Origin of the sequence: Lentzea sp. NPDC059081 (assembly GCF_042738015.1) — a bacterium.
GTDB lineage: Bacteria > Actinomycetota > Actinomycetes > Mycobacteriales > Pseudonocardiaceae > Lentzea.
In genome coordinates, this window is sequence record NZ_JBHYGW010000001.1 from 902111 (window position 1) to 918374 (window position 16264).

The following is a 16264-nucleotide window of genomic DNA, read 5'->3' on the forward strand; positions in this document are numbered from 1 at the left end:
GCCGGAGGTCTTGGTGCGCTCGGTGAGCGAAGCCAGGCCTGCCGAGTCGCTTCCGCTCCCGAAGCCGCACGCCGGTGCCCGGAAGCAGCCACCACCCGCCGTGGTTGCACGCCGCTCCGGATCCGGGACGGGAAGGCCCTTCTCCTCCCGCCCGTCCGACCTCTTCCCGCCCCGCCCCGAGGCCGGTTCAGGACGAAGCACGTCCTCCTGCTGCCGTTGAACGTGCACGGCGAAGGGGACGGCGAACGGCCGTTCCCCTCTCGCCGACGTCGCGAGGCGAGGTGCAGGAGGAGAACATTGAACGCTCCGCATTCCGCAGAGTCGTCGGACGGAGGCTGAGTTAGGGTCTTCACCGCATCGGTGATGCCGGACGTGGGTCTTGGTTGTTGTTGTGGTGGACGGAGTTCAGCTGTGGTGATTACGGGCAGGATTGTTCGATTCGACGAGCAACGGGGTTTTGGTTTCATCACACCCGAAGACGAGTCCGGACATCAGGAAGACGTCTTCCTTCACGTGAACGGCCTGCTCGACAGGTCGAAGAACCTCTCGACCGGCACTCGGGTCGCGTTCGAGATGATGCAGGGACAGCGTGGCCCCAAGGCTTACAACGTCAACGTGCTCGACGAGAACGAAGCCCCGCCGGCGACCGTGCCGAGCCGGCAGCCGCACCACGTTCCCGCATTGCCGGAGACCGACATGTGCGACGTGCTCACCCGCGCGGAGCTCACGTCGGAACTGACCGAGGTGCTCGTGGCGCAGGTGCCGTCGTTGAACGGTGCGCAGATCCAGGAGATCCGCGCGGCCTTCCTGGTGCTGGCGAAGTCGCACGACTGGGTGATCGACTGACCGGCCCGGTCCCGCAATCCCACACCACAGCAGCATTCTCCGCACGACGCCGCCCACGAAGTGGTGGTCGTGACCGGTGGCGCGGCGATGAATGCCGCCGAGTCCGGCCTGCGCGTGCACGACGTCGCGTCGAACATCCACATCGGACGGGCCGCCGTCCGGCTGGTTCTCACCCACTCGCTGATGGCCAGGCGGTCACTGCGGGGAAGCAGCCGGCCGGGCTTCGTGTCCCGGCTCTTCGGTGCGGTGGGCGACGCCATGACGGCACCGCTGAAGGCCTTCGCCGCGAAGTGGCGGCCGGACGTCGTGGTGCACGAGCCGTGGGCAGCCGCCGGGTCGGCGCTCGGCGTTCCGTCGGTCGTGCACGACCGCGCGTTGTTCGACGGCCTCGAGCTCACGGCCGCGATCGGCGCTCGCATGACGGCCTCGGTCGTCTCTCCCGCAACGGTTCTGCGCACGGCGCCGGCGGTCTCGCCCGGTTCCCCGGCGGTCATCCGATGAGGTTCTCGTCTTCGCAGCATCGTCGCCCTGACCGGCTCCGGTGCGATGACGGCCGCCGTCGTCAGGGCCGTCGCCCAGGTCGACGCCGAGTTCGTCCTGATACGACCGCGGAGGACCGCCGGCCTGCCGAACAACGTCCGCGCCACCGACTGGGTGCCGTTCCCGTACGTTCTCCTGTTTCTGCGACGGTGTCATCCACCACGGCGGCGCGGGTATCATGTTCGCCGCTCTCACCGCGGACGTGCCCCCAGCTGGTCGAACCGGGCCTCGGCGACCGCACCGCGCTCACCGCGGCTGAGGAGGTGCACGACCACATGTCGGCCATGCCCACTCAGAAGGATGTCGCGGCACGCTGGGGAAGCATCCTCTCCACCTCCACGTGGATGCCGCTCCATTTAGGACGGTGAAAGGTCCGCGGACGTGTCGCGCGGCTTGGTGGCGACGAGGAGGACGTTGGCACCGGGCGCGGCGAGCCATGTCGTGCGAACCCCGGCGAATCCCAGCTCCTCCAGCCAACGACGGATCTCCCCTTCGCGGTGACTGCCTCCGTGCTCCGTGTGCACGGTCATGGCCATGCCCAGCAGAGCGGCGGTCAGCGGTGCACCCCGCTCGTCGTCGGGTACCAGCTCGGCCACGGCGACGGTACCGCCCGGCGGGAGCGCGGCGAGGCAGCTGGCAAGCAGAGCCCGGTTCTGCCGCGAATTCCAGCCCTGCAGGATCGAAGGAACCAGGACGAGGTCGTGGCCGGAGGGCAGCGTGGCGAAGAAGTCCTGTGAGAGCACCGTGATCCGTCCCGCGAGACCGGCGCGCCGCACCTCCATCCCGGCGACCACCGGCGGCTCCGGCAGGTTCGCGACGGTGACGTTCAGCTTCGGATGACGGCGGCACAGGGAGATCGAGTAGGTAGCGGACCCGTCCCCCACGCACAGCACTCGCGAGTGCCGGCCGAAGTCGTACCCGTCCACCACTGCCTCCGCGGTGGGCGCGGACAGCGCCGTGACCCCCGCCTAGAAGATCGAGGTCATCTCGGGAGCGGGGTCCCAGGCGAGCAGCTTCCCGGTGCGCAGCGATTCCTCGAGGCCTTCCCACGCCCCGTACTGCCGGTCGACGTAGCGGACCCAGTCTCCGACGTACCGCTCACCGCCCCGCATCAGGTGGCGAAACGCGGTGCGGGTGACGGTCCAGCCCGCATCGCCGCGTTGCACCAGCCCCAGCGCGGCACAGGCAGTCAGCAGCGCCTCCGCACCACGCTCCGTCACACCGACCCCGACGGCGACCATCTCCGCGGTCGCACCGGGGCGTGTGGCGAGATGGTCGAAGAGGCCGATCTCCACCGCCACGGCGAACGTCTTGAAAGCCCACGCTCCCATCGACAGCCGCATCAGCGCCGCGAGCGGTTCCTCATCGGACGAGAGCATTCAGCGCCTCACAGGAGTCAGTACCGCCCGATGATCGCGGAACCCTAGGCCTCGCGACCCGCTCCCAGGGCCTCAGATTCCAAGAGGTGGAACAGGAATTCACCCCGGTGCACACTCGTCCCGTGGCGGCCGCAGGCCGGTGCGGGCCGTCCGCACGTCGGCGATGGCAGGTCCCGCCGGGTGAAACGCCGTCCTCGGGGACGTGACGACTGCGTACGCTGGCCGTGGAACACGGCCGTTCGGACCGGCGACCGGCGACGCATGACCATCGGAGTTCCGCCGTACCAGCTCGTGCGTTGCAGGGCGGAACCGAGTCGAGCACCGTCGGGCAGAGGTGGGTGGGGTCGTGAAGGCTGGACCGCTGAGCGGACTCGAGGTCGTCGAACTGGCGGGCCTCGCCTCGACGGCGTTCGCCTGCACCGTCCTCGCCGATCTCGGCGCGGAGATCGTCCGGGTCGACCGGGTCGTGCCGGGCCACGACGTGATCAGCTTCCCGGACGACCCGCTCACCCGCGGCAGGCGGTCGATCAGAGTCGACACCAGAACTCCTGACGGCATCGACCTGGTCCTGGAGCTCGCCGACCGCGCGGACGTGCTCGTCGAGGGTTTCCGGCCCGGCGTGGCCGAGCGCATGGGGATCGGCCCGGAGGTGGTCCACGCCCGCAACTCACGACTGGTCTACGGCCGCCTGACCGGCTACGGCCAGGACGGACCGCTGGCACAGGCCGCCGGACACGACATCAACTACATCGGCATCTCAGGCGCGCTCGAACCCATCGGGCACGCGGGAGAGCGGCCGGTGGTGCCGCTCAACCTCGTCGGCCTCTTCGGTGGCGGCGGCCTGCTGCTCGCGATGGGTGTGCTCGCCGCGCTGTACGAACGCGTTTCGTCCGGCCGGGGACAGGTGGTCGACGCGTCCATGGTGGACGGCTCCGCGATGCTGACCACAGGTCTGCACGGCCTGCTGAACTCCGGTTTCTGGCCGGGCGGCCGCGGCGAGAACATCGCCGACGGCGGTGCCCCGTACTACGACACCTACAAAACCGCCGACGGCAGATATGTCGCCATCGGCGCCGTGGAGACGCGGTTCTGGCACGATCTCATGAAGGTGCTCGACCTCGATCCCGACCGGACGCCGGTGCACACCGACAAGAGCAAGTGGCCCAGACTGCGAGAAATCGTCACCGAGGCGGTCGCGAAGTACACCCGCGACGAACTCGTGGCAAGAGCGGAAGGCACCGACGCGTGCCTGACGCCCGTGCTCGCGCCCGGCGAAGCACCCGCGCATCCTCACAACATCGCGCGCGGAACGTTCGTCGACGTCGGCGGCGTGCTGCTTCCCGCGCCCGCACCGCGGTTCGGCAGAACTCCGGCGGGAACGCCGGAAGCCGTGCGGCCCGCGGGCGCGGACACCGCCGCCGTCCTCGAGGAACTGGGCGTGGACGCCGAGGAGATCGAGAGGCTCAGGGCCGCGGGCACGATCGCCTGAGCGGCTCACGGCATCACCGCACGCCCTCCGTCGACGATCAGGGTCTGCCCGGTGATCCAACCGGAGTCCTCGGAAATCAGGAACGCGACCGCTCCCGCCACGTCCTCAGGGGTGCCCATTCGCTTCAAGGGGGCACCCTTGGCGATCACTTCCTCACGCCCCTCGTGGATCACGGCGCTGAACCTCGTCTTCACCACCGAAGGCGCGACGGCGTTGACCCTGATGCTCGGCCCCAGTTCGTCGGCGAGCTCCATGGTCATCCGAGCCAGTCCGGCCTTGCTGATGCCGTACATGCCCATGCCCCGCGTCGCACGCAGCGAAGCGGTCGAGCCGATGTTGACGACCGAACCGCCGTTGAGTCCCATCCACGCGGCAACGGTGAGCCGGGTCCAGGCCAACGGCGCCAGGACGTTGACGGCCAGGATCTTGGCCGCGACCGAGGCATCGATCTCCAGCAGCGGCTGACCGAAAACCGGGTTGATGGCGGCACTGTTCACCAGGATGTCGAGGCTGCCGAAGGTCGCGACCGACTTGGCGACGGCTTCTTCCTGGTGAACGGGGTCGTCCGCCCTGCCGGCAACCGCCAGCGCCACGCCCGGCCCGCCGAGGTCCTCCGCCGCCCTGTTCAACGAATCGGCGTTCCGAGCCGTGATGCAGACTTTAGCCCCACGGCGAACGAGTTCCCGCGCAACCGCGAACCCGATTCCCCGACTGGCCCCGGTGATGAGGGCGACCCGCCCCTCCAGTGGTTTCATGCAGAGCCTCGTTCCAACGGATCGCCCGGCTCCACCGGCACAGCCGTTGATCCAACAGCTCCACAATTCCCAGTGGGTAAAGAATAATTTACTGCCCACCGAACCCGCGCGTCAACACCTGCGTCCCCTTAGGACATGAGTCGAGTCTCCGCCGCGAAGGGCGCACCAACGCCGAGGTTCACGGAACACCGGCCCCGGCGCGTGCCGCAGTGGACGACGAAGGGCGAGCACCTCGTGGGCTCATTGACGCGTGGCACGGAACGCGAGCGTCGACGGGTTTCTCCGATAGGCGTCCCAGAACCCGGGCCCGAACGCTTCGACGTCCTCCTGGCTGATCTCCATCGGGATCCATTGCAGGACCAGGCCCGAGCGGGCGGCCGCGCGCTCGTAACCGGCGTGCGGGAGGAAGTACGTCTCGAAGTCGATGTCGCCGTCCGGGAGGTGGAGGACGACCTGGCCGCGACAGCCCTCCTTGAGCGGGCCGAGGAATCGCACCGCACTTGCGGAAGTCCGCAGAGGTTGCAGGAGCCCTCCGTCGTGAAACCGATGATGCGGCCGTCCGCGGCCAGATTGAGCGCGACCTTCTCGAACATGAGGCCGAGATCGGCCTCGCTCGGCGCGTTGTCGAGTCGCCCTCCTCTGTGGCGCGTGCGGCCGAGATCATCTCGTACGAGATGTCCACGCCGACCACGCGCCTCGCACCGAGCCGCAGGGCGTCCAACGTCGGACGCTCACCACACCGGACGATCGGGATGAGTTTCACCGGATCGCACGAGGAGCCGATCTGGTCGTACTGGGCTCCCACTGCAACTCCTCATGGATTGCGACGCCCTGGTGCTCAACGCTTGGTACACCAGCCGACCTCGCTGCCCGCGGTCTCGAATACTCGCAGGTAGAAGGCCTCGACCGAGCCGCGCCCTGCGCTCGGACGGTACCACCCGATCCCCCGTTCAGCGGCGGTCAACAGGCGAACGGGCAATTCTTCGTGTTCGTTCGTGCACCGGGCGAGCGGCCGCGTTTCCGCAGAGCGGGACAGTCGGCCGGACCGCCCTCACAACCTGGTGGGGACTACCGTCGACAATCTCGCCGGTCTTTCCGCTCACCTTCTGGCGATGGTCGATGGCGGCTGCCACCACAGCGCTTCGCCCGAAGATCCGGGGTTTCCTCATCGAAAAGGGCGCCAGTGCACCATGATGTGCACTAACGCCCTCTTCCTGGTCTTGCACAGGTGCCGCTGATCCTCAGGGAATCAGAAGAAGCCCTTGTCGTAGTAGAACGAGCCGAAGTTCTCCCGAGTCAGCACGATGGTGCGACCGGAGGAGATGACGCGGTCGAGCTTGGTGGACTTGTACCCTCCTTCATAGCCCATCGCGGTCACGTAAAAGGGCTCGTTGTGCCAGACAGGGATCGTCGTGCACCGACCGGGAGTCATGACGTAGGTGGAGAAGTTGGTGTTCGTGAACGTGGCGTAGGCGTTGTAGCCTTTTCCGTAGTTGCACAGCTGGAACTGCGTGATCGCCGCCTGCGCGGTACCCGTTGTGGCGACCAGACCGACGAGGCTGACACCCACTGCCGCAACAACGGCGCTGATCTTCTTCGCGATGACCAAGAGCTTGCCCTCCCGTATTTTGCCAGGAATTTCCCGACTTTCGCGAGCGTGCACTCGATGCCCGCCGATGGCAACGAGCGTGTCAGCGAGATGCACCTTCGCTCACGCGCCTTGGTCCTTTCACCCCTATCTCTCCAGTCTGCAAGGACAACGAATTACCTGGCTCCGTCGCTCTGTTTCCGGCTGCGGGGCAACAACGGCCGGCCACGTTTCATCCTGCTTCACCGTCGATTTCGACCGTCGATCCCACAAAACGCGACCTGACGTCCCCCGGCTCGTGCCGACAGGAGAGGCGTCGGTCTCGGGCCCCACTCCCGCCCATGACACCAGGATGTCGTGCAACGCCATGACGGTCCGGCGGGAACACGAAGCCCGGACTCGGTGAAGGCTGATCGGCGCGGGCGGGAGACGCGCGCCGTCCTCAGGAGGCCGGGCACCGCACCTGGCCCAGGCTTGCGGCGCGCCGGAACCGCTGCCACCGGTGTGTCCCGCGTCGCCCGGCGACAGCCAGGACGACCTGGTTCACCGGCGTCCTGACCAGACTCGTCACACGTCCGGCGCGCGGGACCGGCGGCACCCAGCCCCTCTGCTCGGGCACGGGGGACGATCCACAGGCCCCGCAACGCCCCGGGGTCGCCCCGCGTCAGCAGTTCCTGAACCGGGCGGCGCCCCGCGGCCGAACGGCCAGGTCACACGTGATGTTCCGGTGAGGGATTGCCGCGCAAGTAGGTCGACAGGGCTGAGGACGGTTCCCCGGCGACTCGTCCCGTGAGCACGCAGGACGAAGGTAAGACGAGCCGTGCAAACGCATCTGCTCTCGTCTTCGCTGATCACGATCTCCAAGGACGACGTGGTCTCGCCCAGGTGGACCGGCCTGCAGATACCGGTGAGCACGCCGTCGGCAACCGTCCGGTGGTAGGAGCAGGACAGATCCGGGCACGGGGCCGCTCTGCCCGTGGCCTCGGCGTGCAGCGCCGCGGCCAGCGCACCCAGCGACTCGGCGAGCACCGCGTTGGCGCCACCGTGCAGCACGCCGGAGGACTGCCGGTTGCCCTTCACCGGCATCGTGCCGATCAGCTCGTCGACGTCCCATCGGGTTATCTCGATCCTCATGCGGGTGGTCAACCGCTTGATCGCGGTCTGATCCGAGGTGTCAGCGCCACCGCACCTCCTCCGCGCACGTGGTGGCCCCTCTCGGCGACGGCAGTGCAGTGCTGCAACCGAGCGTGCACGTCCTGAACCACCCAGGCGCGAGGAAGACGGGCGTCGAGCTGCCGTTCCCGTGCGTCTGGATCGCACCTTGGAGGCCGGCTGGCGGAATCGCACCGGCACGCGATCTCTTGTGCTGGCGGCGATCATCCATCGCGAGGACCTCATCGACGCGCCGTACGGGAGCCCACGATCGGCAACGTCCACATAGGTGACATACCGACGTACTCGTACCGGCTGGGACTACCGCACGACGGTTACCTCAGCGAGTTCCTGATGCGGTCGAAGACCGTGGCCCGGCGGTCGCTGCGCCGGCAGCCGGGCACGTGGACCGTTCCGCCGGGCGGCACGGGATCGCGAAGAAATCGGTCGTGTGTCGCACCCTGGTGTCATCCCGGCCCGATGAACGGAGCACGATGACGAAGCGAGCCCTCCCGTACAGCGACATCGAGGTGTCCGAACTCGGCCTCGGCACCGCCACCTGGGGTTTCAGCGGCGACAGCGATCCCGTCGCCCAGCTGCGGAGCTCCGCCGACGCGGGTGGCACGCTGATCGAGACCGCCAGCGTCCACGGCGACGGTAATGCGAACGCGTCATCGGTCGCACGCTCTCCTGGCATTTCCGCCGCGGCGACTTCGCGCTCACCACGAAGCCCGACCTGGTGCTCGGCAAACCATCGACGACCGATGTGTCGACGTAGCGCATGCCGGCAGAACTGCAGATCTCGCTGCACAACCCGCGGGTCGGCCACGTCGACCTGTGGCTCGTGCACGCCTGGGAACAGCGGGTAGCCGTCGAGGAGACGCTGTCGGCGATCGACACCGCGGTAGCCGCGGGCGAGGTGCTGTCGGCGGGTCTCTGCAACGGTACGGGGCCGGCAGACGGCGATGTGAGCGCGGCGCACGGCATCGGTGTGCTCCCGCGGGCCCCGCTCGGCAGGGGGTGCGCTGACCGGGAAGTACCTCGACGGCGTGCCGAAGGAGAAAATCACCAGCGGTCTCTACCAGTGGTAGATGCGGCACTACGCCACGAACGCGGACGTGGCACGCATCCCTCGATTGCGCGCGGGAGCTTGACACGAGCCCGATGGCGGTCTCGATCGCCTGGGTGCGCGACCGGCCGGGCGTCGGCGCTCCGCTGGTAGGCACCCGCACGGTGGAGCAGCTCAAAGCGTCGCCGGCCTCGGAAGCCCCGGAGCTCCCCGCCGAGATCACCGATTGGCTCGACAAGCTGTCGGCGCCGGTTCCGGGACATACCGACAAAGCGTTCACCCGCTGAACCACGTGGGTGGGGGGACGGCCGCAGCGCCATCGGGAACCTCGCAGGCCGGACCGAGCCGCAGGGGATTGCATTCCACGTCGACGGGAGTTGAATGTCAGTGGTGACCGAACATTCCACCCTGGCCAGCCGCTCCTCGTTCGGCGAGTGCCTGCTGAAGCACCGCAAGAGCGCGGGGTTGTCTCAGGCGGAGCTGGCACGTGCGTCGGGGGTGAGCGTCCGGGCTCTGCGAGATCTCGAGCGCGGCAGGGCCTCCGCGGCCCAGGAACGCTCAGCGGAGCTGCTGGCCGCGGCGCTGGGCCTCGCCGGCGACGAGAAGAGCACGTTCCTCATGCTGGCTCAGCAGGGCCGCCGGCGGTCCGCGGGCAACGACGGTCTCGCGATGCTGTACTCGCTGCCGCTGGTCTCCGAGTTGGTCGGCAGGCAGGAGGAGCTGCGAACGCTGTCCGCCGAAGCCGAGCACGGTGGCGTGGTGGTGATCTCCGGACCTCCCGGTGTGGGGAAGACCTGGCTGGCGGTCACCGCGGCGGAGCAGCTCGCGGATCGTTTCCCCGACGGCTGCCTCGCCCTGAACCTGCGCGGTGTCGACGACCAGCCGATGACACCGAACGCCGCACTGGAACGACTGCTTTCCGCACTGGGAGTGCCGGCGATCCGGACCCCCGTCGGTGAGGAGCAGCGCGGAGCTTTGTTCCGGATGTTGCTGGCCGATCGCCGGATCCTGGTCGTTCTGGACAACGCCGCGAACGAGTCACAGGTCAGACCGCTCCTCGGTACCGGCGAGAACAGCCTGACGTTCGTGACCTGCCGCCAGGTCCTCGCCGGGCTCGATGCCATCCGCCGGATGACGCTCGACGTGCTGCCGACGGACAACGCGATCGACCTGATCACGGACATCACCGGCGAGGAGGTCGTGCGACAGGATCCGGCGGCTGCCCTGGAACTGGCCGGCCTGTGCGGCAACCTGCCGCTCGCCGTCCGCATCGCGGGCAACCGGCTCGCCACCCAAACGCACTCGATCGGCTACCTGGTGCGGCAGCTGCGCGACGAACGGCAGCGGCTCGCCGCCCTGTCCGCTGGCGACCTGCAGCTGAGGTCCGCGTTCGAGGTGTCCTTCCAGCGACTGTCCTGGACGACCCGCATCGTCTTCCGCCGCCTGGCACTCATCCCCGGAGCCGACTTCGACGAGGACCTCGCCGCCGCCGCGACGGACGTGCCCAGGGCCAAGCTCGGAGCCAGCCTCGACGAACTGGTCGACGCCTCCCTGCTCACCAACATCTCCAGCCCGGTCCGCTTCCAGTTCCACGACCTCATCCGCATCTTCGCCCAGGATCACCTCATCGCCGACGAACCAGAAGAGGAGAGGACTCGGCTCCGCGACGCGTTCCACGCCCACGTGCTGTCTCGCGGTACCGCCGCGGGGACCCTCCACCTGCCCACCCAGCGCGAGGTGCCACCGGACAGCCCGTTCTCCTCGCAGCAGGAGGCCGAGGACTGGCTTCAGCGCGAGGCCACGACCTGGTTGGCCGTGCACCGCGACGCCGCCGCTCTCGAGAAACACCGCGAGGTTCTCGACTTCGGCTGGGTGCTGCACCACTACTCCCTCGGGCGCGACCTGCAACAGCGCTGGGACGAGGTGTTCCTGCGCGGCCTGACGGCGGCCAGAGCCCTCGGCGACGACGTCACCGAGGCCGAACTGCTCAACCCTTTCGGCTGGATGCAGTACCGCGCGGCGAACAACGCCGAAGCCGCGGTGGCGACGCTCCACGGCTCGATCGAGTTCTCCGAGAAGATCGGGCACCACCGCGGAGAGATGGTGGCGCACTCCACTCTCGGCACGCTGCTGAACTACCTCGGCCGGTTCGACGAGGGGCGGCACCACACGGCGCTGGCGCGGGAGATGTCACCGGGCTACGACTTCTTCGACGTCAGGTTCTGGTGCCTGATCGGCACGCCCACCGCCCTGCTGCTGCAGGGAAAACTCGACGAAGCGCTCAACGTTCTGCGGGAACTGCTGACCGAGGCGGGCGACCGCCGGGACGAGACCAATGTGGACACCGCGAGAAAGGTGAACGTGCTGCTGCTCACCCTGATCGGGGACTGCCTGTCCGGCCTCGCGCGCTGGGAGGAGGCGGCACACGCCTACCGTGGCGCACGCGACGTGTCGACAACACACCAGGCCGGCTTCAGGAGCGACGGCGAGCTGGCACTGGCCGAGGGCGTCGCGTGGCGGCACGCCGGGCACACCGACGCTGCTCGAGCCTGCCTCCAGCTCGCCCTCAACCAGCTCGTGAGTCCGATCTACCGAGCAGATCGGGAGCGCGCGACCGCCGAACTGGCCCTGCTGGCAGGCTGACCAACCCGGACGCTTCTCAGTCGGCGTGTCGAGTTTGCCTCCTGCGGGCAAGAAGTAGCGACTGTGCGCGATCAGCCAGGCGTCACCTTGCCGCTCCGGCTGCATGGTGAGCCAGGGAACCGGCTGGGACGCAGCACGAGACTGCTGCCACCCGGCATCATCGTGTCCCAAGGACCCCGGCGCGCTCAACGGAAACCGGTGTGCGACCGGCACAGCGCGCAGAGTTGTGACGCGCTCGAAAGTCGGTACCACAGCACGTGCCTCATGAGCGATCGTCGGAAGTGGAATCCCGCGGGCCTTCGAGTCGCTGATCTCCGCAGCGCGTCTGGCGGACGGCGAGGACCGCGTTGCGCTTTCGATGATCGCCAAACTCTTCACGCTCGACTACATCAGGAGGCACGCGGGTACCTATCTAGCGGCTGGACACATCACTTCTGGTGCGTTCAGCGGGCTGGACGACGAGTACTCGGACATCTGCGCACGCCTGATCGAGCACCTCCCCTTGCTCGTCGACTCGTTCGGCATCGACGAGGACATCCTCGCCGCTCCTGTGACGTCGAATGATCGGATCGCAGCCTGGGAACAGCGCAGCCACGAGAGAGCCCACCTCTGGAGCTGATCTCGGGCGGCAGCCGGAGGCAGCCGTCCCAGACCTGCGGGACGGGGCCGCCCGCAGCAGTTGCAGCGCGTGCTCGAGTCGACAGCGCGTTCCAGGCAGACTCCGATGTCACGGTCGGCGAGCACGTGCCGTCTGCCCGGCCGCGGCGGCGAGCCGGGCACACGCTGCGCGATCAGTTTTCGCGGCCGTCATCCGCTGCTCGATCAGCCACTCCCGATCACGACCCCGCAAGAACTACCGCAACCGCATGTCCGACAACGGCTTGCACACGACGCCCACCTCAAGGCCCTGCCCAGCCACGCCGGCGAGGTCGCGACGCAGCGCTTGCGGAACAGGCCGTCAGCGCCGTACGGGCAGGAGCGACTCCCGCGCAAGTCACGCGGCGTGAGATCAAGCCGCACACGACAATTCCAGGCGTCCTCCACTGTTGTAGTCACGATCGACCTGCTCGACCCCGACCTGCCGAACCTCGGCCGGCCGCGAGATAGCACTCGCCTTGTTCGAACTACCTCTCCTGAGCCGGCATCCGGCACCGTGCTCGGATCGCAGCGAACACAACGTCCGGCTTCAGTCAGCGAACCCGACGCCAGCAGCAACATGGAGCTGGCCCGCACGACCAGGCATCCCGCCTGTGACCGCTGGTCAGCCCACTTCTCCTCCTTGGCCGCTCCCACCCGATGTCGGGCCCCCCGCACAACGATTCCGCGCAACCTCCTCACGCTGGCGGGGCCACGGGTGGCGCCCGGGATCTCGATCGGTCGTCAGAGCGGAATGACGTGCAGCGACTCCAGCTTGCGCTGAAACTTTCCTGGCTGCCACCGGACCTGGTCAGGCGGATCGACGAGCGCGGTCTTGGGGAAACGCTCGAAGAACAGCCGGAGAGCCGCCGCGACGTTGGCCTTCCCCAGCTGTTCGCCCGCACACCGATGCCTGGCGTAACCGAAACCGAGATGCCCGGTCGTCACCCGCGTGATGTCGAAGGTGTCCGGGTCATCGAACCGGTTGGGATCGCGGTTAGCCGCACCCAGGCAGAGCAGAACCAGTTCACCCGCCGGAACCGTCACCCCATCGAGGTGCAGCGGCTGGGTGGTGACATGGGGTGCGATGAAGCGGGAGTTGGACTCGTAACGCACGATCTCGTCCACGCTGGCGGTGAAGAGATCCGGCTGAGCCAGGGCTTTGGCGAGCTCGCCGGGATTGCAGAGGAAGGAGTACACACCGTTGCCGATCGTGACAGCTACCTGCGTGCCGGCGGAGAGCAGCACGATGTACGTCGACGTCAGTTCGACCTTGCTGATCTTCCCTTCGTCGTGGAGCCTGAGGATGCTGGTGAACACATCGTCGCCCGGCTCTTTCCGCTTGATGTCCACGAGCTCGGTCGCCCAGTCCACGAGCAACCGTGCGGCTGGCTCCACTTTGCTTCTCACAGGAGTTGTCAACGAGTGGCCCCACAGCGTCGCCGCTTGCATGTTGCGATCGTTGTCCGGAATTCCGGCGATCGAGCAGACGGTTTTGGCGGCGATGATGTTCGCGTATTCAGCCATGAGATCGATCGTTCGACCGGGCTGGAACGCGTCCAGCAGGCTTTGCGCGGTTTCGCGCGCTTCAGCCGCAAGTTCCTCCTCCTTGTCGTGGAACAGGAATTTCTTCACGGCCGCACGAACCAGGAGATGACGTTCCCCATCTTGGTAGAATGGACTCCGATTTGCCCCGCGCGGTACGCGGGGGAACTCGGACTCAGGCGTCAGCTTACTGCTCGCCACAGCAGTCTTCTCATGCTTGAAAAAGTCCATCTCAACGCTCGGGTCCACCATTACGCTGCACACGTCGTCATACCGGGAAATTACCCAGAAACGATGTCCAGCGCTTTCGACCGGAATGGCGGGAGATGTTGAACGGAGATGCGAGAAAGCTTTGCCAGGGCAGGACGAGAATTCGGCAACCGGGAGCTTGGCCAGTTTTTCCGGGATCGCTTCTTGTTGCTCCGCGTTGGTCATCGAGCCTTCCCTCCACATCATTGACTGTTCAATATTGTCGGGAGTCGATCCTGTACGTGAACTTTGACGATTGCTATCGAACGCGCTCGGGAGGTTCGATGAGGCGGGCATCCGGAAACTGCTGAACAGCATTACGAGTGCGATAGCAGCCTGCACTCGCCTCAGCGAGGCACCGATCCACCGGCACGCTCCTCGTCCGAAACCGAGGTGACCGCCGGTTTCGCGTTCTGTGTCGAACTTGTCCGACACGGGGAAAATGCCGGTTCCTGGCTTGCTGCCTCTGGGACGGCGGCAGCTCGCCCTCGTCAATGGCAACGGCGCCAAGGTGTATCGCCATGACACGAATTGAAGGGGTGTCCCACCAGGGCCAACGCACGACTGCCGACCGAACTGGCCGGTTCGAAACTCGTGATGATCGCCAGAGGGTATGCGGAGGCCGGCTCATCCGCATTCATCGGCTGCACTCGCACACCCGCAGTGATCTCGTGCACAGATCGTCATCAGGCGCCGCCCTCTCGGCTGGCACAAGTCGTCTGGCGTAGTCATATCGCCTGAATGCGGTATCGACGCTCTCTGCCAGCGAGGCAGGATCCGACTTTCGGATGGCCGCCGGCATGCCGCCGAGATCAACCGTCAGGTGACACATGCCGATCACCCCAGAGCGCCGGAATCATTCGTTGGCCTTCCGCACCACTCATGGCACATCCCCGGCAAGATGACTACGACGGCATAAATTTCTCGACACCGTACACTCGTGCTCGGTGGTTCCCGGCCTAACGTTCCACAGGGTGGAACATCTCATCTTGTTTCACCCTGCGCCGTCGTTGAGGCCTGTGCCGCTCGGAAAGTGGTCGCTGCAGCTCAAGCTGCATATCGGTACTCCGCGATCACCCCACCGAGGATCCGCGTGCGGACGGGTCGACGGCCAGAGACGTCAAGATCATGCGCCGCTCGGAGGTGCTCGTGAGCATCTGGCAGTAGCTGGTCGCGGGCCTGATGAGGCCGGTGCTCGTTGTAGTGCGTCTGGTAGGCCGCGAGTACTTGACGCGCATGGCCTTCTCCCCATGGTGAGGACGTGGTCGAGAACCTCGCGGCGGATGCTGCCGATGACCCGTTCGCAATGCGCGTTCATCAGCGGAGCTCGCGGCGCGGTCGCGATCACTCGCAGTTCCTCTGCGTCAAATACGGCGTCGAACGCGTCGCCATACTTACCGTCGCGGTCACGCAGCAGGAAGCGAAGGGACTCCATCCGCGCCCCGAGCTCGCTGGCCAGGTTCCTTGCCTGCTGCACCGTCCACTCCCGCGTCGGATGCGCCGTGACGCCAGTGATGTGCAAGCGCCAGGTGCCGTGTTCGAGACACGCCAGCGCATACAGGCGTGCTCAGAGCACGGCGTCGACGTGGAAGAAGTCCGCCGCGATGATCCCCTCGGCCTGCGCGGTCAGAAACTCCCGCCACGTCGGGCCGCATCGCCGCGGCGCCGGATCGATGCCCGCGCGGTTCAAGATCTCCCAGACCGTCGAGGCACCCAGGCGATGACCAAGCCGAACCAGTTCGCCATGGATCCACCGATGACTCCACCGCGGATTCTCTCTGGCAAGTCGGAGTACGAGCGCCTTGATCGCTGCTGCGGTTGAGGGACGCCCGGCGCGCCGGCGCGCGGCATGATCCCACTTCCGGGCGATGAACCTGCGGTGCCAGCCGAGCAACGTGCCAGGGGTAACCGGGAAGACCTCCTGCCAGCGCGAGCGATGCACCAATCTCGACAGCACCGCGAACCAGAACCGGTCCGCAGGCTCGTAACGAACCAGACCAGTCAACTGCCTACGAAGCACAACGTTCTCGTGCCGCAGAACGAGAAGCTCCGCAACCTTGGCCGCCTCACCTCGAAGCAGCACCGCCGGAACAGACAACGACTTGCAGACCACCCGATACAACAGCGAACAGACCACCCAGACATGCTCTCAGCTGGGAAACAGGGCCGATCAGAGCATCGATGACTTTCCGGGCGGCACATGCGGTGGCGAGGGACTGCGAGCTGAAGCAGCGCATCCGGTCCGAGGCAGTCAAGCGGCTGAAACAGCTCGAAACGGTGTGAGCGCGAGCACTGCTGTACGAAATGAGCATCGACCAGGAGTTGGATCCGCATGTGCGAGAAGCAGCTCGCAAAGCACTCGCCCAGCACTCC

At 66.9% G+C, this 16264-nt stretch carries 15 protein-coding genes and 1 pseudogene; 7 read left to right on the forward strand and 9 right to left on the reverse strand.

Annotated elements, in window-relative coordinates; translation table 11 throughout:
* Positions 1-363: 363 nt before the first annotated feature.
* Both ACFWV3_RS03725 and ACFWV3_RS03730 read left to right on the forward strand, forming a co-directional pair.
* Positions 364-846 (forward strand): cold-shock protein, encoded by a 483-nt coding sequence (locus tag ACFWV3_RS03725; protein WP_382407851.1) that lies wholly within the window; start codon positions 364-366, stop codon positions 844-846.
* 60 nt (positions 847-906) lie between these two features.
* Positions 907-1347 (forward strand): hypothetical protein, encoded by a 441-nt coding sequence (locus ACFWV3_RS03730; protein ID WP_382407853.1) that lies wholly within the window; start codon positions 907-909, stop codon positions 1345-1347.
* 395 nt (positions 1348-1742) lie between these two features.
* Here ACFWV3_RS03730 and ACFWV3_RS03735 read toward each other — a convergent pair whose 3' ends face one another.
* Positions 1743-2315 carry a methyltransferase gene (locus ACFWV3_RS03735; protein WP_382407856.1) on the reverse strand — a complete coding sequence of 191 codons (573 nt, stop codon included), beginning with the start codon at positions 2313-2315 and terminating at the stop codon, positions 1743-1745.
* A 39-nt stretch (positions 2316-2354) separates the two neighbouring features.
* Positions 2355-2765, reverse strand: coding sequence for a methyltransferase dimerization domain-containing protein (locus tag ACFWV3_RS03740; protein WP_382407858.1), 411 nt, complete (start codon positions 2763-2765; stop codon positions 2355-2357).
* 346 nt (positions 2766-3111) lie between these two features.
* On the opposite strand from ACFWV3_RS03740, the gene ACFWV3_RS03745 reads away from it, so the two are divergent.
* Complete coding sequence (locus ACFWV3_RS03745; RefSeq protein ID WP_382407861.1) at positions 3112-4254, forward strand: CaiB/BaiF CoA transferase family protein; 1143 nt, start codon at positions 3112-3114, stop codon at positions 4252-4254.
* 5 nt (positions 4255-4259) lie between these two features.
* Here ACFWV3_RS03745 and ACFWV3_RS03750 read toward each other — a convergent pair whose 3' ends face one another.
* The 4 genes from ACFWV3_RS03750 to ACFWV3_RS03765 all read right to left on the reverse strand — a co-directional run bounded on the left by ACFWV3_RS03750 (position 4260) and on the right by ACFWV3_RS03765 (position 7995).
* Positions 4260-5009 carry an SDR family oxidoreductase gene (locus ACFWV3_RS03750; protein ID WP_382407863.1) on the reverse strand — a complete coding sequence of 250 codons (750 nt, stop codon included), beginning with the start codon at positions 5007-5009 and terminating at the stop codon, positions 4260-4262.
* 240 nt (positions 5010-5249) lie between these two features.
* The gene (locus ACFWV3_RS03755) at positions 5250-5504 is read right to left on the reverse strand and encodes a hypothetical protein (protein WP_382407865.1); all 255 of its coding nucleotides are present in this window, start codon (positions 5502-5504) and stop codon (positions 5250-5252) included.
* A gap of 754 nt (positions 5505-6258) precedes the next feature.
* Positions 6259-6714, reverse strand: coding sequence for a hypothetical protein (locus tag ACFWV3_RS03760; RefSeq protein ID WP_382407867.1), 456 nt, complete (start codon positions 6712-6714; stop codon positions 6259-6261).
* 450 nt (positions 6715-7164) lie between these two features.
* Positions 7165-7995: a hotdog fold thioesterase gene (locus ACFWV3_RS03765; RefSeq protein ID WP_382407869.1), complete on the reverse strand. Its 831-nt coding sequence runs from the start codon at positions 7993-7995 to the stop codon at positions 7165-7167.
* 535 nt (positions 7996-8530) lie between these two features.
* On the opposite strand from ACFWV3_RS03765, the gene ACFWV3_RS03770 reads away from it, so the two are divergent.
* From ACFWV3_RS03770 to ACFWV3_RS03785, 4 genes and pseudogenes are all read left to right on the forward strand, one after another.
* Positions 8531-8971: an aldo/keto reductase gene (locus ACFWV3_RS03770; protein WP_382407871.1), complete on the forward strand. Its 441-nt coding sequence runs from the start codon at positions 8531-8533 to the stop codon at positions 8969-8971.
* Positions 8878-9105: pseudogene (locus tag ACFWV3_RS03775) on the forward strand (aldo/keto reductase); the annotation flags it as partial. The gene ACFWV3_RS03770 and the pseudogene ACFWV3_RS03775, both read left to right, overlap by 94 nt.
* Before the next feature lie 103 nt (positions 9106-9208).
* A complete protein-coding gene (locus ACFWV3_RS03780; protein ID WP_382407873.1) occupies positions 9209-11461 on the forward strand; it encodes a helix-turn-helix domain-containing protein in 2253 nt (750 codons plus the stop codon).
* Between the two features lie 325 nt (positions 11462-11786).
* A complete protein-coding gene (locus ACFWV3_RS03785) occupies positions 11787-12080 on the forward strand; it encodes an acyl-CoA dehydrogenase (protein WP_382408148.1) in 294 nt (97 codons plus the stop codon).
* Positions 12081-12841: 761 nt separating this feature from the next.
* On the opposite strand, the gene ACFWV3_RS03790 is transcribed toward ACFWV3_RS03785, so the two are convergent.
* The 3 genes from ACFWV3_RS03790 to ACFWV3_RS03800 form a co-directional block, all read right to left on the reverse strand.
* Entirely contained in the window at positions 12842-14077 is a 1236-nt protein-coding gene (locus ACFWV3_RS03790; protein WP_382407875.1) for a cytochrome P450, read from the reverse strand.
* A gap of 861 nt (positions 14078-14938) precedes the next feature.
* On the reverse strand, positions 14939-15199 hold the full coding sequence (locus tag ACFWV3_RS03795; RefSeq protein WP_382408150.1) for an integrase core domain-containing protein: 261 nt from the start codon (positions 15197-15199) through the stop codon (positions 14939-14941).
* Between the two features lie 259 nt (positions 15200-15458).
* The gene (locus ACFWV3_RS03800; RefSeq protein ID WP_382407877.1) at positions 15459-16028 is read right to left on the reverse strand and encodes a helix-turn-helix domain-containing protein; all 570 of its coding nucleotides are present in this window, start codon (positions 16026-16028) and stop codon (positions 15459-15461) included.
* Between the last annotated feature and the right edge of the window lie 236 nt (positions 16029-16264).